Genomic DNA, 20,850 nt, shown 5'->3' on the forward strand with positions numbered 1-20,850 from the left:
GACGCCGTATTCAGAACGCCGCGTTCAGGCGCGCATAGTAATAGGCGCCGCTGATCGGAACCTGCAGCGAGAACTGGTCATACGGCATCGCCCCCAGCGCGTTCAGGATCTGGGGCACCTTGCGCGGACGGACATTGAAGATATCGTTCGCCCCGATCGCGAGATGCCATTTCGGGCTGAACCGGTACCCGACCTCCAGGTCGGTCAGCCAGCGCGGGGTGTTCTTGAACTGCCCGAAGCAGGTATTGGAAAAGGCCAGGGACATGCCGTCCAGGGGGCATTTCAGATTCTGGTTGGTCCAGTCCTGATAGGTCATCATGCTGGTCGTCTCGCCGTAGCGGGTCTGGCGGAGATTGATGTCCCATTTTCCGACCGTGTAATACGCATCCAGGATAAGCTTGCTGCGCGGATATTCGGTCGTGATATAGGCCGCATTCTGCGCGTTGAGCAGCGGCTGTCCCTGCGAATCCAGCGCATTGTGATGCAGGCGCGTGCGGTTGAGATCCAGCGACATGGTCAGCATCAGATTGCCGTAATCGTGGAAATGGAACGTATAATCGGCCTTGATATCCAGGCCCTGGGTACGCGTGCTGGCGCCGTTCGTCATGTAATAGGCCACGTCCTGAGCCGGATTCTGCAGCGCCGCCTCGGACAGCGTATAGCCCATGGCCTGGATCGCATCGATGGCGGGCTGGCCGTTCACGGCGCCGCCGCCCACGATGCGGTCACGCAGGTTGATCTGATAGACGTCGGTTTCGACATGCAGCCCGGTCAGCGGCTCGAACACGAAGCCGCCGCTCTCGCTGACCGACCGCTCCGGCTTGAGCGGCTGCGCCCCGAGGGCCTTCGCCGCGGCCGAGGACACCGCGAGAAGTCCGTTGGCGTTGTTCGGGCCGACATTCATCGAGCTGTAATGTTCTTCGGCCAGGGTCGGGGCGCGGAAGCCCGTGCTGATGGTCGCGCGGACGGCAAAACGGGGGGTAAAGTCGTAGCGGGTCGAAACCTTGCCGTTCTCGGTGTTGCCCACGTCGGTATAATGTTCGAACCGGCCGGCGAAATCCAGGTCCCAGTGGCGCAGCGGATGGAAATCGCCGTCGGCATAGGCCGCATAGATATCGCGGTCCCAGTTCCCGGCGCTGGCCGGCCCCAGGCCCGCATAGCCCTGGGTCCCCCCGACCTCGTACGAGTTCGGATTGCCCGCATCGATCTCATAGGTCTCGAGCCGGTGCTCGGCCCCCGCGGCGAACGTCACCGGCACGATCTGGGCGATGCTGAAGCGGCGCCGGACATCGAGATTGTTGGTCCATTGAGCCATGCGATAGGTCTCCGCCCGCGTCTTGTACGGAGAATAGCCGCATCCCTCGGACGAGTAGAAACCGATATCCGCCGGGTTGGTCGAACAGCTCGAGGACAGCATGCCGAGATTGGCGGTATCCTTGTTGCCCATCTTGGTTTCGTCCGCGCCATAGGTCGTGCTGAGGTCCCAGTCCCAGCCGCCGAACAACTGGTCGCCCTTGAGGCCGAACGTCACCCCGTAGTCGTTTTCCTCGTTCGTTTCGATCGGCGTGAAGCCGTTCGGCCACATGATGGGCGCCTTGCTGGGGATTCGGTAATTTTCGATCCCCTCGCCATGACGATGCATATAGGTCAGGTTGCCATAGAATTGCAGGCGGCTGCCGATGATCTCCTTGCCCCAGCCGATCCCGAGATTTTCGCGCGTTTCCTCGGGCGTTCCCAGAATTTCGTTGGAATTGACGGGAACCGGCTTCGCGTTGGGGACGACGCCGGTGTAATAGCCGGATGTCGTCGCCCCCACGGGCCAGTATCCCAGCAGGCGATGATCGGCGGCCCCCACGATCATATGGTCCGTGTGATAGACCTGCCCGCTGAGATGCAGAAATCCGTCGCTCCCCCATTTCAGGCCGCCATCCGCGTTCGCCTGGTAGTTCCATCCGTCGCCGTTATAGGCGTTGGCGCCCGTCTGGACGCTGGCGCTCACGCCGTGATCCTGCTTCCTGGTAATGATATTGACCACGCCGGCGATCGCATCCGATCCGTACAATGCCGCCGCGCCGTCCTCCAGAACCTCGATATGGTCGATCATGTTCGCGGGGATGGTGTTCAGGTCCGCCCCGGTCGCGCCGAATTGCGGCCCCGCGTCCTGCACGATATTGGCGGTCGTATGGCGGCGCTTGCCGTCGACCAGGACCAGCACCTCGTTCGGGCCCAGGCCGCGCATCTGGATCGTCGATGTCAGGGCCGCGACGTCCGCCCCCATGGCGACGACGTTGATCGAAGAATATGTGCGGGTCAGGGCATCCGCCAGATTCATCTGTCCCGAACGGCGCAGGACGGCGGACGTGACGACCGACACCGGCGCCGTGCTCTGCCGCGCGTGGCGGCCGACGGCATGCGTGCCGGTGACGATCACGGCCTCGCCCGAATCTGCCGGCGCCGCATTTTGCGCGGGCATGGCCGCCATGGCAACCGCCACGGGCACGGCCGCAGCGGCGGCAGGCGCCGTGTGAACATGAACCGAAGCCGCCTTCGGCTTGGCCTTGGCAGCCGCGTGATGTTTCGCCGGGGTCGCGGCCCCGGCGCCGAATGCGCCACATTGCGCCGCGAGAATCGTGGCGGTCGCCAGCTTGCGTCTGAGGGTCATAATTTTTGATCCTTGGTTTTACAATAGGGATCTTTAATGGTACGAGACCGAAATCATCATAAGCAGAATTGGTATACCACTTGCAATCGGACCGGATGAAATTTCTGTTACGCCGCCCATTTCGTTGCTGATTCGCAACATATTCATAAGCACGTTCGCCGCCATTCACCGCCTGCCCTGCAACGGCCCCATGCACGGGGGCGCCATGGCGTGAAAATGCGATCATGGAGATCTGGCGGCCGGTTCGTCCGTGTTCCAGCCCTGCCCTATCATCTCCATTCACGATCCATTTTGGAAGCGGAATTTTTCGTCACCCACCCACAGGGGCCGATCCGGGAACGGGCCTGCCCGTCGCTCCGGCGGATTTTTCGATCGCGGGATCTGGCACAAGGCCGTACAAACATTCGAACACCATGGGGAGACGACATGATGACAGCGATCAGGGCCATGGCCTGCGCGGTCCTGGGGAGCCTTTGCATGTCCGGCGCGGCGCTGGCGGCCGAACTGGTCATCCGCAATGACGGGCCCGCATCGGCGTCCTGCCATTTTCAGGCCCCCGCGACATCGCCGGTCGCCATGCCGGACCGTACCGTCGCGGCAGGCGCGACCATCCATGTCCTGCCACCGCCGGGCAGCCTGATCGACAGCGTGCGCTGCGGCGGCCTGACGGCGCGCGCCATGCGGATCGGCCCGGCCGGGCCGAACGGCTTCCTGCGCCTGAACGGCCGCCAGACGCGCGTGCTCAATGTCGCGCTCTATCCTTTTATTCCCAGCCTGCCGAACGGCAATTTCGACCGGCTGATCCGGCATGTCGTCGCGCGCTACCAGGCAGAGAACCAGGACGTTCTGCTGCATGTCGTGATGAGCGAAAGCGTCGATATCTATGACCCTGGAACCCTGGCCGGCCTGTTGTCCGCCGGCGGTTACGACGTGGTCGAACTCGACACGCTCTATCTCGGTTTTCTGGCGGGAAAGGGACTTCTGGCCCCGGTGCGCGTGACCGGGGACGCGCCGCTGCCGGCAGGCCGGGCGGCGGCGACCTATGATCACGTTCTCTATGGCATACCAAGCTGGCTCTGCCTGGATTTCGCCTATGCCGACGACGCTGCCCTGGCATCGGCGCGAAGCCTGTCGGACTTCGTAAAAATCCTGTCGCGGCGCGGCAGAAAATCGCGCGGCCTGTCCGCCGATTTCTCGGGCACCACCCGTCTGCCGTCCCTGTATATCGATGCCTACGCACAGCGTTACGGCACCGCCAGGCTGTCGGACGCAATGAAAATGCCCCCGGACGATGCGGTGATCGACGCGCTGGCCACCCTGGTCCGCGCCTGTGACGAGGGCCCCCGCAATGTCTGCGCCGACGGAACGCTGACCCGCGCGCCCGATGGAGAGATCGAACGTGCGTTCGCGACCGGCCGCAGCATGGCCGATATCGGCTTTTCGGAGCAGAGCTTCTATATCGCGCTTTATGCTCCCAAACGCGCTGCGCGACCGACGATGATCCCCGTGCCATGGGGGCCCCACCCCGCGCCGCTGCTCTATAGCGATGCTTTCGTGACCAGCAGGGCCAGTTGCGGCAGCGGACGCTGTGCCGAGGACGGCGCGCGCTTCACGACCCTGATGACCGGCACCGCGATGAAAAATTATATCGCATTTTCGGGCGACCTGCCGGCAGGGACGCCGCCACGGCATCTGCTGGTCGCGACCCGGCCGTTCTGGCAACAGCCGCGCGTGCGGCGCGACCCCATCTATCGCCAGGCCGCCGATGCGGTGGCGCAGGGCACGGCCTTTCCCAACGCGCTGACCCAGGCCACGCGCGACCGCATGGCGCGAGAGGTCTGTCTTGCGCTGAAGGCCCGGGTTCCGGTCTATGATTGCGGCGACACGCGCGGCCCGATGTAGGACGCGCCTTGGGTTTCATGACGAAAACCGCCCTCCGCCTCCCCCGAAAGATCACATGAACATCTTCAGCGTCAATAATATCCTGGTCCATATCCCGATCGGCCGCGCCGGGTATGACCTGTCCTGGGTCGAAGCGATCGGCACCGCGTTCTGCCTGCCCTGCATCTGGCTGGCCAGCCGGGAACGGGTCGAGAATTATGCCTTCGGACTGGTCAACGTCACCTGCTTCGCCGTCATCTTCTTCCAGATCCAGCTTTATGCCAGCCTGCTGCTGCAGATCTTCTTCTTCGCCGCGAACCTGTACGGCTGGTATGCGTGGACCCGTCCGCGCGAGAACGCGGCGACCGCGCCGGCCGTGCGCTGGCTGGCGCCGGCGCGGCTGGCGCTTTGCGCCTGCGCCTGCGCCGTGGCCATCGCGCTGCTGAGCGCAAGCATCGACACGCTCTTCGGCGCGATCACCCGGGCCGCGGTGGCGCTGGGCGCGCCGCGGCCGGCGCGCCTCGCCCCCGATCCGTTCCCGGTCTGGGATTCCACGGTGCTGATCCTGCAGGTCGCGGCGATGATCCTGATGACGCGAAAATACGTCGAAAGCTGGATCCTGTGGAGCGCGACCTATGCGCTGGGCGCGCTGCTTTACTATGCGCAGGGTGTCATGGTCATGGCGCTTGAAAACATCGTCCTGACCGCCATTTCGGTTTCCGGCACGCGCGAATGGATTCTGGCGGCGCGCGGGCCGCGCCGCACATGAACGGATCGTGCTAATCTTCTTTTCATGAAAGCAGGTGCCGGACGATCCATGATCGCGGGAGAGAACGCATGTCAACCAACAGGGTAATGCGCGCCGTGCGGCTGGAGGCGCCGGGCCGGCCCTTCACGCTGCGCGCGGTCGCCGTGCCGGAACCCGGTCCCGGCATGGTGCGCCTACGCATCGGCGCCTGCGGTATCTGCCGCACGGAACTGCATCTGCGCGACGGCGGCCTGGATCTGGGATGCCGGGATTTCACGGTCGGCCATGAAATCGCGGGCACCATAGACGCGCTGGGCGACGGCGTGGACCCGCACCGCCTGGGCGAGAAAGCCGTCGTCTATTACTATCGGGGATGCGGAACCTGCCACCATTGCCGGATGGGCGAGACGCATCTCTGTCCCGCGCCGCTGGCGCAGCCCGGATTTACGAGCGATGGCGGCTATGCGGAGTATATCGCCGTCCCGGCGACGCATGCGGTTCCGCTGCCGGGCGACGCCGACCTGGCCGAGGCGGCACCGCTGGGCTGTGCCGGCTCGACCGCGGTCCATGCCTGCCGCATGGCCGGTATCGTGCCGGGCGAATGGATCGTCGTGAACGGCGCGGGCGGGGTGGGGCTGGCCGTGGTGCAGGTCGCGCGCGCGGCGGGGGCACGGGTCGTCGCTGTGGGCCGGGGCGCGGAACGGCTGGCGCTTGCCCGCGAGATGGGGGCCGAGGCGGTGATCGACGCGGCGCATGAGGATGTCGGCGCCCGCATCCGCGCGGTGACCGGAGAGGGGGCGGACGTGGTGTTCGAACTCGTCGGCACCGAGGCCACGATGCGCATCGCCACGGCCGCATTGCGGCGCAAGGGACGATTGGTGCTGATCGGCTATACGGCCGACAGCTATACCGTCCATCCCGTCGAATTGATCGTGCGGGAACTGAAGATCATGGGATCGGTCGGTGCGACGCTGCAGGATCTGCATGATGCGGTCACGCTGTTTTCGCGCGGCCTGCTGCGCACGCCCGTCGCCCGGCGCCTGGCGCTGGAGGAATTCGCCACCGGCCTGGCACTGACCGAGAAAGGCGGGATCAGCGGCCGCATCGTGCTGATGCCGCAGATCGCGCCCTGACGGGCGATTTTCTTCATCCATCCGTGGAAAGCGTAACGGACTTCCACGCCTCGATTTCCTGCTTCAGGCGTTCGATCCTGTCCGACACGAGGGCGAGCGCATCGCTGCCGAGCAGGAGTTGCGGCGGAGGGGTATCGGTTTCGATCGGACCCAGAACGGCTGCCGCGAGCTTACCGGGATCGCCGGGCTGCCTGCCGCTTCTGGCCTGCCGCGCCTCTCTGATCGGATCGAACAGCGCGTCATAATCCGGGATCGATCGCTTCGTCCTGACCATCGAGCGTCCGGCCCAATCCGTTCGGAAGGAGCCGGGACAAAGCGCCGTCACATGGACCCCGAATGGGGCCATTTCCGCGCGCATGACCTCGGAAATACCCTGAAGGGCGAATTTGCTTCCGCAGTAATAGCCGATGCCGGGCATGGTAATCATGCCGCCCATCGAGGTCACGTTGACGATGAATCCGCGACGCCTTTCGCGAAAACGCGGCAGGAAGGCCTTTGCGACGGCAACGGCACCGAAGACATTGACGTCGAACTGGCGCCGCATTTCCTCAAGTGACGATTCTTCGAGAATTCCCTCGTGACCATAGCCGGCATTGTTGATCAGAACATCGACCGGGCCATGGTCCTCCTCGGCTTGTCGGACGATATCGGCGATCCGGTCGAATTCCGTCACGTCGCACAGGACGGACCGTACCGCCGGCAGGCGTTCCGCAAGGGCAACCCGTGACCGTTCCGATCGGACGGTGCCGATGACCTTATGCCCCTGGCGGCTCGCAGCCGACGCGATCGCGAAGCCGAAGCCGGAATTCGCGCCGGTGATGAAGAAGGTTTTCGGTGACATGCGGGGCGTTCTCCTGTTGATCGCGCGAAGCTATTGACCGATAATATGCGAACAGGCGGAAATCGATCGTGAAAACTCTGAATGTCTTGCCCGATCCTATGAATACCGAGCAGGGTCCGGTGAAGCGCCGCGAACTCGTGGAACTGGCGGACCGTCTGGCCCCCCGCCAGGGATACAACCCGACGCCGCTGCCCGGCGTCCGCATCCTCCGGACCGAGACGATGCTTCACGACGTTCCCGTGCTCTACAAGCCGGGCGCGGTATTCGTGTTGCAGGGCCGCAAGCGGGGCCTTCTCGAGGGCGAGATCTATCTCTACGATGAGGAGCATTATCTGGCGGTGTCGGTGCCGGTCCCGTTCCGGATGGAATCCGTGGCCAGCCCGGAACGGCCGCTGCTCGCCGTCTATGTCGATTTCGACATGAAAATGGCCGCCGGGATCGTCGCACAGATGGGCGTTCCGGAAACGTCCGGCAAGGTGAAAAGCCTCCTCTCGAGCAGAATGGATCCCGCTATCGAGGATGCCGTGCTGCGGCTGCTGAATGCCTTGGATGACCCCGTCGAGCTTGCGGTTCTCGGCGCGTGCATCCTGCGCGCGTTGCATTACCGGGTGCTGGTCGGCCCGCAAGGCGGCGCGATGATCGCAGGTTTGCAACAGCGCGGGCCATCGGGGAAAATTCTGGAAAGCATCGCCCGCCTGCGCGAACGCTACGCCTCCGGAATTTCGGTCGCCTCGCTGGCCGGCGAAGCCGGCATGAGCGTTCCGTCCTACCACACGCACTTCAAGGCGCTGACAGGCAGCACGCCGATACAATATGTGAAGGCGATGCGGCTGCATGAGGCACGACTGATGATCGCGCGCGGGGACAAGACGATCGCCGACATCGCGGCGTCGGTCGGCTACGCCAGCCCCGCCCAGTTCAGCCGCGATTTCAAGCGGCACTTCCGGCGCACGGCGTCCGAGGAAGCCGAATGGGTGCGCCGACATCTCGGCACCCTCACCTGATCGCCCCTTTTTCGGGCTTGACGCACTACCTACTAGAAGGTAGGAACGCGATATGGCGAATTCATCCACGACTTCGGACGATATCCTGACCTGCGCACGGTCCCTGATCGTCGCGGGTGGTTATAACGGTTTCAGCTATGCCGATATCGCGGAAGTGGTCGGCATCCGCAAGGCGAGCATTCATCACCATTTCCCCAGCAAGGCCGATCTGGTGCGGACATTGGTCGCGCGTTATCGGGAAGACGCCAAAGCCGCGCTGGCGGATCTCGCCCTCCAGGTCAGCGATCCGCTCGAACAATTGCGGCGCTATGTCGGGTATTGGGAAGCCTGTATCGCGGATGCGACCGCTCCGTTCTGCGTGTGCGCGCTGCTGGCAAGCCAGCTCCCCGTCTTGCCCGAGGAGATTGCCTTGGAAGTCCGCGCACATTTCCGCGCATTGTCGAACTGGCTGGCAACCGTGATGGAGAGCGGTGCGCGCACCGGGGAAATCCGGCTGACGCGTTCGCCGCATGTCGAGGCGGATGCGTTCATGGCCACCGTTCATGGCGCGATGCTGTCGGCACGCGCCTATGGCGATCCGAAAATTTTCGGTGTCGTAATCGGCGCTCATATGGCGCGGATGATCGCGCCGCCCGGCCATGATACGAAGAAGAGACCGAGAGAATTTCTGCCCTGAGCCGGACGGAAAACGATCTCCGTAACAATTATACCTTGACTGGAAAAGCTTATCCTCCATGCCTACCTACTAGTAGGTATATATCGATTCTGCAAGATGGAGACTGACATGTTTGGAATCACCCCCGTTGGCTGGATACACACGCTCGGAAGTCTGCCCGCCATTCCATTGGCCGGGTATATGTTCGTCCGTCACGGGCGGATCGTCCCGCGATCGGCGCCTGGGGTTGCCTACCTCGTGGCGATGCTGACAGGCGCGGTGACGGCATTCCTCGTGGCCAAGCAGCCGGTGAGCTACGGCTTCGGCGCCGTGACGATCCTGCTTCTGCTTGCCGGGTACGGCATTGGACACATGCCGATTTTCGCTCGTTCAGGCCGATATCTTGAAACGATCTTTCTCACCATGACGGTATTTCTGCTGATGCTGCCCGCCGCGACCGAAACCTTGCGCCGCGTTCCCGACGGCCACCCCCTGGTGACCGACCCGCACGCGCCGCTTCTTATCGGCACGCAATCCGGCCTGCTCATCTGCCTCGTCATTGGTTTGACGGTCCAAATCATCTCTTTGCGCAGACAGGCCAGGGACGCCGCCCACGCAAACCATGAAGCCGTTATCGCGGAATAACATCCGTATTTCCACGTCTCCGTCTGGGGGACGAAAAACTTAAAAGATAAACCGCGCCGGAATTTCCGGAGACCTCAACTCTCAAGAGAGTGGGGTTATGGATGCCTGCCGCATCGCCGCGCATGCCGGGGCGGACATCCCGCCCCGCGTTCCCTTGACGGTCCCCTTATCGCGGCCGCCAGACGAGGTGGCCGCGATAAGCCTCGCTCATGTAGCGCCGCATCATCCGATGGCTGGTAAAGACCGAGCCGCATTTCGACACCGCGCCCGCCATCACCCGGGCCCATCCACCGCGGTCCTTGTAGAACAGCGGCAGGATCACCTGCTGCAGCTTGTCCAGCAGGGCGGCGCCATGCGCCTCGGCCGGCATGTCCGGCGTGCCGATCGCCCAGCCCGTCACGCCTTCCATGCAGCCTTCGATCCACCAGCCGTCCAGGACGCTGAGGCTGGGCACGCCGTTGAGGGCCGCCTTCATGCCGCTGGTCCCCGATGCCTCCATGGGCGGCAGTGGCGTATTCAGCCAAAGATCGGCACCCGCAACCAGCATCCTCGCCTGCGCGAAGCCGTAGTCGGGCAGGAAGACGATCGGCACGCGCCCCGTTGCGCGGCGCGCGGCGTCCGCAATGCGCGCGATCATCCGTTTGCCGTCTCCGTCGCGTGGATGCGCCTTGCCCGCGAACACGATCTGGATTGGGTATTCCCCGGCGAGTTCCATCAGGCGCGGGAAGTTTTCCAAGATCAGGTCCGCCCGTTTATAGGCCGTCATGCGCCTGGCGCAGCCGACGATCAGGACCGACGGATCCAGGGCCTGCCCCGTCGCCCGCTGAATTGCGGCCAGAAGATCCGACTTGGCCGCCTCATGTGCCGCGAACCAGTCCGTGGGCGGCAGGATATCCGCATAGGCCAGGAATTCCGGCTCGTGACGCCAGCGCGGGCATATCCGGTCGTAAAGTCGCGCGAAGGCCGGATGCACCCAGGTTTCCGGATGGACGCCGTTCGTAATCGAACGGATCACATAGCCGGGGAACAATTTCTGCGTCGTTTCGCCATGACGCTCGGCGACGCCATTGATGTAGCCGCACAGATTGACGGCCAGTTGCGTCATGTTCAGCGAGCCGGCGCCGGCCAGTTGCTGCAGCACCGGCAGGTCGATATAACGCCCCAGGATGCGACTGACCTGTTCGTACCCGAACCGGTCGTGCCCTGCCTCGACCGGCGTATGGGTGGTAAAGACGCAGCGTTCCAGCACACGCTCCCGGTCATACGGAAACATATCCGTCGAGACATGGCTGGGCGGTCGCGGATGCTGCCGCAACAGCGCAAGCGGCAACAGGGCGCCGTGCCCCTCGTTGAGATGATAGGTCGCGATGGAGAAGCCGAGCGCACGCAGGACCTTCTCGCCGCCGATGCCCAGAACGATCTCCTGCGCCAGCCGGTGCGCTTCGTTTCCGCCATAGAGGCGATCCGCGACGTCCCGGTCGCGGCGGTCATTTTCGGTCAGGTGCGTGTCGAGGAACAAGACCGGAATCGCCCCGCCCGCCCGTTTCAGGACATGGAGCCAGGGTCGGATCCAGACCGCGCGGCCTTCGATGAAGACGGCGACCATCGCCGACAGCGGCCGGGCCACGGCGGAGAGATCCCATGGTTCGGGATGATCGTGCTGGACGCCCCTGGCGTCGATTTCCTGGTGAAGATAGCCCTGGCGGCAGGCAAGGGTCACGAACACCATGGGCAGATCGAGATCGGCCGCCGACCGCGCCGCGTCGCCCGCCAGGATGCCAAGGCCCCCGCTATAGGTCGGGATTGCCGGATCCAGCGCGATTTCCATGCTGAAATAGGCGATCGACGCCGAGCCGACAAAGCGTTCCAGGGGCCCCATCCCGACACCACTCCGGCGAAGATAAAGAAGGTAAAGAAGATAAACCGGGCAGAGACGAGCGGACTGCCCTGCCAGCCGGCCCATAACGCCCCAGCGACCGGCCATCCCGCAAAAAAGATTCCGTGAAGGACGCATCCGCCGCCGGCCACGGCGCGCTAGTGTCCCACACGGCCGATCCCGGACTGATCCTCGGGAGGAAGACCTGCTCATGGCCAGCACGGGCGACGCTTTCCTTGACGAACAGATCGCCCTGGTCGGGGCCGATCGCGGCCGCCTGATGGATGTGCTGCGCGCGGTCCAAACCAGATACGGCCATGTCAGCGATGCCAGTGCATCCGCGATCGCCGCGGGGTTGGGCATGCATGTGGGCGACGTGATCGATGCGTTGTCCTTCTATGCGTTCTTCAGCCGCGTCCCGGCCGGCCGGTTTCAGATCCGCCTGTCCCGCACCCCGATTTCGCGCATTCACGGCGCCGATGCCGTCGCCCACGCCTTCTGCCAGGCGCTGGGCATCGCCATGGGAGAGACGTCGCCCGACGGCCTCGTCACCCTGAACTGGACCAGCGATATCGGCATGGCCGATCAGGAGCCCGCGGCCCTGGTCAACGACGTGGTCGTCACCGCGCTGACCCCCGAGGTCGTCCCGGCGATCCTGGCCGCCCTGCGGGCCGCGATCGACGCCTCCACGGGCATCCCGTCGCCGGGTAACCGCGTCCCCCTGCCCCACGCGCGCGTCCATCCCAACGTGGTCCAGGCCGGACCATTGCTGTCGCGCGCCGCCCGCCGCGGCGACGGGATTCGCGCCGCCCTGCTGCTGCCCCCGGAACAGGTGGTCGCGCGGATCGCCGCGGCGCGCCTGCGCGGCAGGGGCGGCGCAGGCTTCCCGACCGCGCTGAAATGGCGCCTGTGCCGTAACGGTCCGGACGGCGAGCGCCACATCATCTGCAATGCCGACGAAGGCGAGCCGGGGACATTCAAGGACCGGGTGCTTTTGTCGGATTTCGCCGACCTTGTCTTCGACGGCATGACCATCGCCGGCTATGCGCTGGGGGCACCATCCGGGGTGATGTATCTGCGGGCGGAATATGCCTGGATGCTGCCGGCCCTGCACGATGTCCTGGCCGCGCGCCGCCGGCTGGGGCTGCTGGGCGGCGCGATCTGCGGGCATGATGCGTTCGGCTTCGAGATCCGCATCCAGTCCGGTGCCGGGGCCTATATCTGCGGCGAGGAATCGGCGCTGATCGAATCGTTGGAAGGCAAGCGCGGCGCGCCGCGCGACCGTCCCCCCTTCCCGACCGAACATGGATATCGCGACCGGCCGACCGCCGTGAACAATGTCGAGACCCTGGCCTGCGTCGCCCGAATCATGGAGAACGGGCCGGAAATGTTTGCCGCCCTGGGCACCCGCGAGTCCACAGGCACGAAATTGATGAGCCTGTCCGGCGATTGTCCGCATCCCGGCCTGTACGAGGTTCCGTTCGGCATCACGCTGAACGGCCTGCTCGATCTGGCCGGTGCGCCGGACGCGGGGTTCGTGCAGGTCGGCGGCCCGTCGGGCCGATCGGTCGCGCCGAAGGATTTCGGCAGGCGCCTGGCCTATGAGGACCTGTCGACCGGCGGGTCGATCATGATCTTCGGGCCCGATCGCGACGTGCTGGACATCGTTCTGCAATTTGCCGAATTCTTCGCCGACGAATCCTGCGGCTGGTGCACGCCGTGCCGCGTCGGCACCGCGCTGCTGCGCGACCAGATGGCGCATGTCGCCGCCGGACGCGCCACCTTGCGCGACATCGGGGCGCTGGAATCCCTGGCGGGCACCGTGGCGCGCACCAGCCGATGCGGACTGGGCCAGACCGCGCCCAATCCGATCCTGAGCACGATGCGCGATTTTCCCGAACGCTATGAGGCGCGATTGCAGGCCGCGGATTTCGTCTCGAAGATCGACCTGATCGCCGCCCAGCGGGAAAGCGCCGCCCTGCAAGGTCGGCGCCCTGTCGAGGAGTTGTTCTGAAATGCCGCTCGGGACACTGCAATTCACCATCGACGGGATTACCGTCCAGACGCAGGACGGCCAGAGTCTGATCGCGGCATGTGATGCGGCCGGACTCTATATTCCGCGCCTGTGCTATCATCCCGATCTGCGCCCGGCCGGAAATTGCCGCGTCTGCACCTGCCGCATCGACGGACACCAGGCCGCCGCCTGCGTGACCCCGGTGCGCGACGGCATGGTCGTCGAGAACGACACGCCGCAACTGAATGCCGATCGCCTGGCCCTGATCGAGATGATGTTCGTCGAAGGCAATCACCCCTGCCCGTACTGCGTGGCCAGCGGCGATTGCGAACTCCAGGCCCTGGGCTACCGGCTGGGCATGACGGCGCCGGTCTATCCGTTTTTCTGGCCGCGCCACGAGATCGATGCCAGCCATCCGGATATTTTCCTGGACCGCGAACGCTGCATCGCGTGCTCGCGCTGCATCGAGGCCTCCCGCATGCCGGACGGCAAGTCTGTCTTCAGCTACGAGGGGCGCGGCATCGCCATGCATCTGCATGTGGATGGATGGGGCGGACTGGGCGCAACCCAGATGGCGGCGATCGACAAGGCGGCCCATGTCTGTCCGGTGGCCTGCATCGTCATCCGGCGTGACGGCTATCGGATTCCGAACGGACAGCGCCGTTTCGACAAGACGCCGATCGGAACAGATATCGAGGCGCGCCGCAAGGCGCCGCCATCGTGATCCGCTGGAGGGCGACATGACGACCCGGCCGCGCCTCGCCACCTGTTCGCTGACCGGCTGTTTCGGCTGCCACATGTCCCTGCTGGATATCGACGAACGGCTGCTCGACCTGGCCGATCTCGTCGAACTGGACCGCTCTCCGTTCGACGACAAGAAACGGTTCGATCGCCCCGTCGATATCGGATTTATCGAGGGCGGATGCTCGAACACGCACAATGTCCACGTGCTGCGGCAATTCCGTACCCATTGCCGGACCCTGGTTTCAGTGGGGGCCTGCGCCCTGTACGGCGGCGTGCCGGCCATGCGCAACGTCGTCACCCTGCGCGCCTGTCTCGAGGAAGCGTACCAGGACGGCCCGACCGTCACATGCGGCGGCCATATCCCCGACGATCCCGAATTGCCCCTTCTGCTGGATCGCGTCTACCCGGCGCACGACATCGTCCGGATCGATCATTTCCTGCCGGGCTGCCCGCCATCGGCGGATGCGATCTGGGAAACATTGCGCGCGCTTCTGACCGGCCAGGCACCGGACCTGCCTTATCCGCTTTTGAAATACGAATGACGATGCGTGACGGACCATGAACGACGAGGACAATGGCAACCGGGATTCGGGCACGCGCCGGATCGTCATCGATCCGGTCACGCGCGTCGAAGGCCACGGCAAGGTCACGCTGCGGCTGGATGACGCGGGAAACATCGCCCAGGCGCGTTTCCACGTCGTCGAATTCCGCGGGTTCGAACGCTTCATCCAGGGACGGATGTATTGGGAAGTCCCCGTCATCGTGCAGAGGCTCTGCGGCATCTGCCCGGTCAGCCATCATCTGGGCGCCGGCAAGGCGATGGATGCGATCGCCGGCGTGGACCGGCTGACGCCGACCGCCGAGAAGATGCGCCGGCTGATGCATTACGGCCAGGTCCTGCAATCCAGCGCCGTCAATTTCTTCCACCTTGCGTCCCCGGACCTGCTGCTGGGCTTCGAGGCCCCCGTCGAGACGCGCACGATCATCGGCGTGATGGAGCGCTATCCCGAGGTCGGGAAATGGGCGATCATGATCCGCAAGTTCGGACAGATGGTGATCGCCGCCACCGGCGGACGCCGGATCCATCCCCGGCTCTGCGTACCGGGTGGGGTCAACCAGAATCTCTCCGTGGAATACCGGGACAATTTACGGCGCGATGTCGAACCGGTTCTGGCCTGGTGCTGCCAGGCGCTCGAACTCCATCGCGCCTTCATCGACGCCCACCCCGAACTGCACGCGGAATTCGCGCGGATCGAATCGCATTACATGAGCCTTGTCGCCGCCGACGGCGGGCTGGACCTGTATGATGGGCGGTTGCGCGCCATGGACGCAAAGGGCGGCATGATCTTCGACGGGATTCCCGCCGATCGCTATGCCGATTATCTCGGCGAGGAGGTCCGGCCGTGGAGCTACATGAAATTCCCCTATATCCGCGCGCTCGGCCCCGAACAGGGCTGGTACCGTGTCGGCCCCCTGGCGCAGTTGAATTGCTGCGCCTTCATCGGCACCCCCCTGGCGGAACAGGCGCGCCGCGATTTCATGGCCCAAGGCGGCGTCCGGAATGGCAGCGGGCCGGTCCATGCGACCCTCGCCTATCACTGGGCGCGGCTGGTCTGCATGATCCATTGCGCCGAGACGATCCGCATCCTGCTCCATGACGACGACCTGCAGGGCGGCGACCTGGTCGTCACGGGCGAGAAGCGCCTGCGCGGCATCTCCGTCCTGGAAGCGCCGCGCGGCACGCTGTTTCATCATTACGAGATCGATGAACAGGACCGCATCGTGCGCGCCAACCTGATCGTCGCGACCACCCACAATAACGAGGCGATCAACCGTTCGATCCGCCAGGTCGCCGAGCGTGATCTCGCCGGCCGCGACATCAGCGAAGGACTGCTCAACCACCTGGAAGTCGCCATCCGGGCCTATGATCCCTGTCTGTCCTGCGCCACCCATGCGCTGGGACAGATGAAGCTGGTCGTGACGCTGGAGGACAGTGACGGCACGCCCATCCTGTCGAAGGCGCGCGGATGATCGCACGCACGCTGGTGATCGGCGTCGGCAATCCGGGGCGCGAGGACGACGGGCTGGGCCCCGCCGCCGCGACGGCGATCGCCGGCCTGCGCCTGCCCAACATCGCGATCCATGATCCGTACCAGCTCGCGATCGAGGATGCCCTCGACATCGCGGAAAACGACGTCGTCTGGTTCATCGACGCCACGCTTCGCGGGCATGCCCCATTCCGTGTGACGCCGGTCTTTCCCGCGCCCGAAATCGGCTTTACCAGCCATGTTCTCTCACCCCCCGCCGTCCTGGCCATCGCACGCGATTATCTCGGTGCGACGCCCCGCGCCTACCAACTGGCAATCCGCGGCTACAGCTTCACCCTTGCCGAGGACCTGACGCCGCGCGCGGCGCGCAATCTCGGCCACGCCGTCCGGGCGCTCGGCGCGCGGCTGCGCGGCGATGCGGGATAAGAAGATCATGGGTAATATCGGGCTTGGCGCGAAACGGCGCACCCTTCTGCTGATCGATACCGACGCGACCGCCCGGGGCGCCCTGCGCGACGCCCTGGAACAGGCCGGCTTCAGCGTCGGCGAGGCCGCCGACAGCCGCGAGGGCCTGCGCACGACACGCCGGGTTCGTCCGGATGCGATCCTGGCAGACCTGATGCTCGAAACCGCCGACGCCGGCGCCCATCTGGCGGAGACACTGCGCAACGAGGGACTCGCGATCCCGCTTTTCATCATCAGCACCGCGTCGCAATCCCTGTCGGGCACGGCGGGCTTTCACGAACTCGGCATTTCGGGCGTGTTCCTTAAACCCGTCGATGCACCGATCGTTATCCAGGCCTTGCGGTCACGGCTGAGCGCCTCCTGAAAGATGGACCGCGCAGAAAGCCCGACATGCACGAAATGTCGCTCGCCGAAAATCTTCTGGCATTGATCGAGGAAGAATCCCGCAAACAGGGTTTTCGCTGCGTTCACACGGTCACGGTGGCCATCGGGGTGCTTGGCCCGGTCGAGCCCATGGCGCTGCAATTCTGTTTCGCCGCGGTCGTGCGGGGCACAATCGCCCATAAGGCGCGACTGCAAATCGAGACCGTACCGGCCAACGGTTTCTGTCCCGATTGCGGGTACACAGGCTCCGTAACCGAGTGGCATCAGGATTGTCCGCGCTGCGCCCTGGCCAACCTGGTGGTGACCGGCGGCGACGATTTTTTCCTGACCGGACTGGAGGTGATCTGATGTGCGTGATCTGCGGATGCGGAACGCCGGGTACCGAGCCGGCGGATCATGCCATGGCGCATCGGAAGGGGCATGCCCACCAGCACCATGACGGCGGCTCTCTTGATTTCGGATCGGGGCTTGATTTCGGATCCGGGGATATCGGGCCCGACAGCGCACATGCGCATGCGCCGGGCGTCGGAAAGGAACGCGCGATACGGATCGAGCGCGATATTCTGGCGGCCAACGATGCCTTCGCGGCGGCCAATCGCGCGCGGCTGCTGCGACAGGGCAGCTTTGCGCTTAATATCGTCTCCAGCCCGGGTGCGGGGAAGACTTCGCTTCTGGTCAGACTTGTCGAATATATACGGACATTCCTGCCGGTCGCGGTCATCGAGGGCGACCAGCAGACATCACGCGACGCCGAACGGATCCGCGCCACCGGGGCTGCGGCGGTGCAGGTCAATACCGGCAAGGGCTGCCATCTGGATGCGCATATGGTGTCGCACGCGATGGACATGCTGCCCACGCCGCAAAATGGCGTCCTGTTTATCGAGAATGTCGGAAACCTGGTTTGCCCGGCCGCCTTCGACCTGGGGGAAAGATCCCGCATGGTCGTGCTGTCGGTGACCGAGGGAGAGGACAAGCCGCTCAAATATCCGCATATCTTTTCCTCGTCGCATTTGATGGTGCTGAATAAGATCGACCTGCTTCCGCATCTGGATTTCGACCGCGACGCCTGCATCGCGGCGGCGCGCCGGGTGAACCCGCACCTGCAGATCCTTGAGGTTTCCGCCAGGACGGGCGCGGGGCTGAACGAACTGGCCGGCTGGGTCATGCAATGCCGCCCGGCCGCGGTCCCGGACGGGCCGGACCATGCATACCCTGCCCGACGCTAGGGATACGCGCCGCGCGGCGCGGCGTGTCCGGGTTCGTATCGGCGGGGTCGTACAGGGTGTGGGCTTTCGTCCTTTCATCTACGGGCTTGCGCGGCAACATGGCCTTTCCGGCTACGTCCTGAATGACGGCGACGGCGTGCTGGCCGAAATCGAGGGCGCATCCCTGGACGGATTTCTTGCCGCCCTTCGCGCCGCACCGCCGCCCCTTGCCCGCATAGAGCGGGTGGATGTGCGCGATATCCCTCCCGACGGCGGCAAAGGGTTCGAAATCCGCGAAACCATCCACCGCCCAGGCCACACCCGTATGGCCGCGGATGCGCCACCCTGCCCGTCCTGCCTGCAAGAGCTTTTCGATCCGGCCAGCCGCTTTTACCTCTATCCATTCATCAGTTGCACGCAGTGCGGCCCCCGCCTGACGATCACGCGGGCGCTTCCGTTCGATCGCGCGAACACGACGATGGCTGCCTTCAGTCTCTGCCCCGATTGCCGGCGCGATTATCAGGCACCCGGCAACCGGCGCTTTCATGCCGAAACGATCGCCTGCGCGTCCTGCGGGCCGCGTTTGAGTGCCTCGACGGACCAGATCGCCAGCGCCCTGTGCGATGGCGCCATCGTGGCGCTGAAGGGCGTCGGCGGGTTCCATCTTTATTGCGATGCGGGGAACGAGGCCGCCGTGCGTCGGCTCAGGGTCCGGAAGAACCGGCCGGCCAAGCCCTTCGCCACCCTTGTCACCGACCTGGCCGCCGCCGGGCTGGTCGCGATCGTCGATCCGCTGTCGCGCCGGATGCTTGAACGGCCCGAACGGCCGATCGTGCTGCTGGCCCGGCGCACGATCGTGGCGCCGTCCGTGGCCCCTGGCCTGAGGCAGATCGGCGTCATGCTGCCATCGGCCCCGATCCATCACCTGCTCTTCCACGCGCTGGCGCAGGAGGCACGCCGGCGCGGCACCAGCGCGCCGGCCTGCCTGGTCGCGACCAGCGCGAACCGCGCCGGCATGCCGTTGATTACCGATAACGGGGCGGCGCATGCGCAACTGGCCGGCCTGGCCGACCTGATCGTCACCCATGACCGCGACATCGAAAACGCACTGGACGATTCGGTCATGACGGTCATCGACCGGGCTCCCGCCTGTCTCCGCCGGGCGCGGGGCATCGTCCCCGCGCCGATCGACCTGGCAGAGGACGGACCGCCCGTCCTGGCCGTGGGGGCCTATCTGAAGGCGACGATCTGCATCACCCGGGGGCGTGAGGCCTTTCTTTCCCAGCATATCGGGAATCTGGACAGCCCCCAGGCCATTCGGCGCCATGCGGACGCGATCCGCCGCATGACCGCGTTTCTGGGCGTTGTCCCGCTTGTCGTCGCCTGTGACCTTCACCCGGATTATCCGTCGAGCCGCCATGCGCAGGAAAGCGGAATGCCTGTTCTGCCGGTCCAGCATCACCTGGCCCATCTTGCTGCGGTGGCCGCCGAGCGGATCGTGCGCGGCCCCTATCTGGGCCTGGCCCTGGACGGCCATGGCCATGGTCATGACGGCGGCAATTGGGGTGGCGAACTGCTCCATGTCGACGGATCGACGTGGCACCGGCTTGGCCATCTTGCCCCCGTGCCGCTGCCCGGCGGGGACCGGGCGGCACGCGAACCCTGGCGCATGGGTGTCGCCGTTCTGGCCACGCTGGGGCGGGGGGACGAGGCAGGTCGAAGATTTCATACCGTTCCGCAGGCGGCGCGCCTGGCGGGTCTGGTAACCGGCGGCGCCTTCCCGGGCACGAGCAGCATGGGCCGGCTGTTCGATGCCGCCGCCGCCCTGCTGGGAATCTGCATCCGCCAGAGCCATGAAGCCGAAGCCGCCATGGCGCTGGAAGCCCTGGCCACGGCACCGCGGGGTCTGCCGAACGGCTATCGGCTGAATGGCGGCACGCTGGATTTCCTGCCGCTGCTCGCTGCGCTGTCGCAGCCGGGGATGGATGCACGCACAGGTGCGGACCTGTTTCATGGCACCGTCATCGCCGGCCTGTCGGCATTGACCGCCAGCCATGCCGCGCGCCTGGGGGTGCGGACTGTGCTTCTGGCCGGAGGATGCCTGGCAAACCGGCTGCTGGCCGACGGGCTGGCAGGCGCATTGCGGAATGCGGGGTTGAATCCGATCATGCCGCGTAGCGTCCCGGCCAATGACGGAGGGCTGTCCCTGGGACAGGCGGCGTGGGCCAGGCTGTGCCTGAAAGACGGTACCCGCGCGGGCATTCCCGGATATGAAAGGGCATAGCGATGTGCCTGGCGATTCCCATCCGGGTCGATGCGCTGCTGCCCGACGCCATGGCCCGCGTTACCCTGAACGGCGTGTCGCGCCTGGTCTCCGTCGCACTGCTCGAGGACGTGGCTGTCGGCGACTATGTCATCATCCATGTCGGATATGCCCTGGCCAGGCTCGACCCCGAAGAGGCGGCGCAAACGCTCGCCTTGATGCGCGCCGCCGGCCTGTCTTCGTTCCCGGGCGGGCAGGACGTCCTTCAATGAAAGACGCGTC

19 protein-coding genes are annotated in these 20,850 nt (G+C 65.1%); 16 read left to right on the forward strand and 3 right to left on the reverse strand.

What is annotated here, in order from left to right:
- Window positions 1-10 precede the first annotated feature (10 nt).
- On the reverse strand, window positions 11-2,662 hold the full coding sequence (locus QN315_RS04875) for a TonB-dependent receptor (RefSeq protein ID WP_323991755.1): 2,652 nt from the start codon (window positions 2,660-2,662) through the stop codon (window positions 11-13).
- Window positions 2,663-3,088: 426 nt separating this feature from the next.
- On the opposite strand from QN315_RS04875, the gene QN315_RS04880 reads away from it, so the two are divergent.
- The 3 genes from QN315_RS04880 to QN315_RS04890 all read left to right on the forward strand — a co-directional run bounded on the left by QN315_RS04880 (window position 3,089) and on the right by QN315_RS04890 (window position 6,424).
- A complete protein-coding gene (locus QN315_RS04880) occupies window positions 3,089-4,564 on the forward strand; it encodes a hypothetical protein (RefSeq protein WP_323991756.1) in 1,476 nt (491 codons plus the stop codon).
- A gap of 55 nt (window positions 4,565-4,619) precedes the next feature.
- The gene (gene pnuC, locus QN315_RS04885; protein ID WP_323991757.1) at window positions 4,620-5,312 is read left to right on the forward strand and encodes a nicotinamide riboside transporter PnuC; all 693 of its coding nucleotides are present in this window, start codon (window positions 4,620-4,622) and stop codon (window positions 5,310-5,312) included.
- A 68-nt stretch (window positions 5,313-5,380) separates the two neighbouring features.
- Window positions 5,381-6,424: a zinc-binding dehydrogenase gene (locus QN315_RS04890; protein WP_323991758.1), complete on the forward strand. Its 1,044-nt coding sequence runs from the start codon at window positions 5,381-5,383 to the stop codon at window positions 6,422-6,424.
- Window positions 6,425-6,437: 13 nt separating this feature from the next.
- Here QN315_RS04890 and QN315_RS04895 read toward each other — a convergent pair whose 3' ends face one another.
- Window positions 6,438-7,265 (reverse strand): oxidoreductase, encoded by an 828-nt coding sequence (locus tag QN315_RS04895; protein ID WP_323991760.1) that lies wholly within the window; start codon window positions 7,263-7,265, stop codon window positions 6,438-6,440.
- A gap of 119 nt (window positions 7,266-7,384) precedes the next feature.
- Here QN315_RS04895 and QN315_RS04900 point away from each other — a divergent pair, with 119 nt between their 5' ends.
- The 3 genes from QN315_RS04900 (at window position 7,385) to QN315_RS04910 (ending at window position 9,569) form a co-directional block, all read left to right on the forward strand.
- Complete coding sequence (locus tag QN315_RS04900) at window positions 7,385-8,269, forward strand: AraC family transcriptional regulator (protein WP_323991762.1); 885 nt, start codon at window positions 7,385-7,387, stop codon at window positions 8,267-8,269.
- A gap of 52 nt (window positions 8,270-8,321) precedes the next feature.
- Window positions 8,322-8,945 (forward strand): TetR/AcrR family transcriptional regulator, encoded by a 624-nt coding sequence (locus QN315_RS04905; protein ID WP_323991764.1) that lies wholly within the window; start codon window positions 8,322-8,324, stop codon window positions 8,943-8,945.
- A 108-nt stretch (window positions 8,946-9,053) separates the two neighbouring features.
- Window positions 9,054-9,569, forward strand: coding sequence for a hypothetical protein (locus QN315_RS04910; protein ID WP_323991766.1), 516 nt, complete (start codon window positions 9,054-9,056; stop codon window positions 9,567-9,569).
- 166 nt (window positions 9,570-9,735) lie between these two features.
- Here the strand turns inward: QN315_RS04910 and glgP are convergent, their stop codons facing one another.
- Complete coding sequence (glgP, locus tag QN315_RS04915; protein ID WP_323991768.1) at window positions 9,736-11,448, reverse strand: alpha-glucan family phosphorylase; 1,713 nt, start codon at window positions 11,446-11,448, stop codon at window positions 9,736-9,738.
- 208 nt (window positions 11,449-11,656) lie between these two features.
- On the opposite strand from glgP, the gene QN315_RS04920 reads away from it, so the two are divergent.
- From QN315_RS04920 to QN315_RS04965, 10 genes are read left to right on the forward strand one after another with little or no spacing between them, the layout of a single operon-like run.
- Entirely contained in the window at window positions 11,657-13,459 is a 1,803-nt protein-coding gene (locus tag QN315_RS04920; RefSeq protein WP_323991769.1) for an NAD(P)H-dependent oxidoreductase subunit E, read from the forward strand.
- Window position 13,460: 1 nt separating this feature from the next.
- Complete coding sequence (locus QN315_RS04925) at window positions 13,461-14,183, forward strand: 2Fe-2S iron-sulfur cluster-binding protein (protein ID WP_323991771.1); 723 nt, start codon at window positions 13,461-13,463, stop codon at window positions 14,181-14,183.
- 16 nt (window positions 14,184-14,199) lie between these two features.
- The gene (locus tag QN315_RS04930) at window positions 14,200-14,745 is read left to right on the forward strand and encodes an NADP oxidoreductase (protein ID WP_176638803.1); all 546 of its coding nucleotides are present in this window, start codon (window positions 14,200-14,202) and stop codon (window positions 14,743-14,745) included.
- A 16-nt stretch (window positions 14,746-14,761) separates the two neighbouring features.
- Window positions 14,762-16,234, forward strand: coding sequence for a Ni/Fe hydrogenase subunit alpha (locus QN315_RS04935; protein ID WP_323991773.1), 1,473 nt, complete (start codon window positions 14,762-14,764; stop codon window positions 16,232-16,234).
- A complete protein-coding gene (locus QN315_RS04940; RefSeq protein ID WP_176638805.1) occupies window positions 16,231-16,677 on the forward strand; it encodes a hydrogenase maturation protease in 447 nt (148 codons plus the stop codon). The genes QN315_RS04935 and QN315_RS04940 overlap by 4 nt, the downstream gene beginning before the upstream one ends.
- A 7-nt stretch (window positions 16,678-16,684) precedes the next feature.
- Window positions 16,685-17,080, forward strand: coding sequence for a response regulator transcription factor (locus QN315_RS04945; RefSeq protein ID WP_176638806.1), 396 nt, complete (start codon window positions 16,685-16,687; stop codon window positions 17,078-17,080).
- A 35-nt stretch (window positions 17,081-17,115) separates the two neighbouring features.
- Entirely contained in the window at window positions 17,116-17,448 is a 333-nt protein-coding gene (locus tag QN315_RS04950) for a hydrogenase maturation nickel metallochaperone HypA (protein WP_323991775.1), read from the forward strand.
- A gap of 53 nt (window positions 17,449-17,501) precedes the next feature.
- A complete protein-coding gene (gene hypB, locus QN315_RS04955) occupies window positions 17,502-18,326 on the forward strand; it encodes a hydrogenase nickel incorporation protein HypB (protein WP_323991777.1) in 825 nt (274 codons plus the stop codon).
- The gene (gene hypF / locus QN315_RS04960) at window positions 18,304-20,589 is read left to right on the forward strand and encodes a carbamoyltransferase HypF (protein ID WP_323991779.1); all 2,286 of its coding nucleotides are present in this window, start codon (window positions 18,304-18,306) and stop codon (window positions 20,587-20,589) included. The genes hypB and hypF overlap by 23 nt, the downstream gene beginning before the upstream one ends.
- Before the next feature lie 2 nt (window positions 20,590-20,591).
- Window positions 20,592-20,840, forward strand: a complete 249-nt coding sequence (locus QN315_RS04965) for a HypC/HybG/HupF family hydrogenase formation chaperone (protein WP_323991781.1) — start codon at window positions 20,592-20,594, stop codon at window positions 20,838-20,840.
- The last annotated feature ends 10 nt before the right edge of the window (window positions 20,841-20,850 follow it).

The organism is Nguyenibacter sp. L1 (genome assembly GCF_035199985.1).
Classification (GTDB): domain Bacteria; phylum Pseudomonadota; class Alphaproteobacteria; order Acetobacterales; family Acetobacteraceae; genus Gluconacetobacter; species Gluconacetobacter vanlangensis.

Excerpts from the sequence above, each read along its gene's own strand:
- QN315_RS04945 (WP_176638806.1), top strand. The coding sequence starts at position 16,685 with ATGGGTAATATCGGGCTTGGCGCGAAACGGCGCACCCTTCTGCTGATC.
- glgP (WP_323991768.1), bottom strand. The coding sequence starts at position 11,448 with ATGGGGCCCCTGGAACGCTTTGTCGGCTCGGCGTCGATCGCCTATTTC.
- QN315_RS04890 (WP_323991758.1), top strand. The coding sequence starts at position 5,381 with ATGTCAACCAACAGGGTAATGCGCGCCGTGCGGCTGGAGGCGCCGGGC.
- hypB (WP_323991777.1), top strand. The coding sequence starts at position 17,502 with ATGGCGCATCGGAAGGGGCATGCCCACCAGCACCATGACGGCGGCTCT.
- QN315_RS04930 (WP_176638803.1), top strand. The coding sequence starts at position 14,200 with ATGACGACCCGGCCGCGCCTCGCCACCTGTTCGCTGACCGGCTGTTTC.
- pnuC (WP_323991757.1), top strand. The coding sequence starts at position 4,620 with ATGAACATCTTCAGCGTCAATAATATCCTGGTCCATATCCCGATCGGC.
- QN315_RS04950 (WP_323991775.1), top strand. The coding sequence starts at position 17,116 with ATGTCGCTCGCCGAAAATCTTCTGGCATTGATCGAGGAAGAATCCCGC.
- QN315_RS04880 (WP_323991756.1), top strand. The coding sequence starts at position 3,089 with ATGATGACAGCGATCAGGGCCATGGCCTGCGCGGTCCTGGGGAGCCTT.
- QN315_RS04965 (WP_323991781.1), top strand. The coding sequence starts at position 20,592 with ATGTGCCTGGCGATTCCCATCCGGGTCGATGCGCTGCTGCCCGACGCC.
- hypF (WP_323991779.1), top strand. The coding sequence starts at position 18,304 with ATGCATACCCTGCCCGACGCTAGGGATACGCGCCGCGCGGCGCGGCGT.
- QN315_RS04910 (WP_323991766.1), top strand. The coding sequence starts at position 9,054 with ATGTTTGGAATCACCCCCGTTGGCTGGATACACACGCTCGGAAGTCTG.
- QN315_RS04935 (WP_323991773.1), top strand. The coding sequence starts at position 14,762 with ATGAACGACGAGGACAATGGCAACCGGGATTCGGGCACGCGCCGGATC.
- QN315_RS04905 (WP_323991764.1), top strand. The coding sequence starts at position 8,322 with ATGGCGAATTCATCCACGACTTCGGACGATATCCTGACCTGCGCACGG.
- QN315_RS04925 (WP_323991771.1), top strand. The coding sequence starts at position 13,461 with ATGCCGCTCGGGACACTGCAATTCACCATCGACGGGATTACCGTCCAG.
- QN315_RS04895 (WP_323991760.1), bottom strand. The coding sequence starts at position 7,265 with ATGTCACCGAAAACCTTCTTCATCACCGGCGCGAATTCCGGCTTCGGC.
- QN315_RS04920 (WP_323991769.1), top strand. The coding sequence starts at position 11,657 with ATGGCCAGCACGGGCGACGCTTTCCTTGACGAACAGATCGCCCTGGTC.
- QN315_RS04940 (WP_176638805.1), top strand. The coding sequence starts at position 16,231 with ATGATCGCACGCACGCTGGTGATCGGCGTCGGCAATCCGGGGCGCGAG.
- QN315_RS04875 (WP_323991755.1), bottom strand. The coding sequence starts at position 2,662 with ATGACCCTCAGACGCAAGCTGGCGACCGCCACGATTCTCGCGGCGCAA.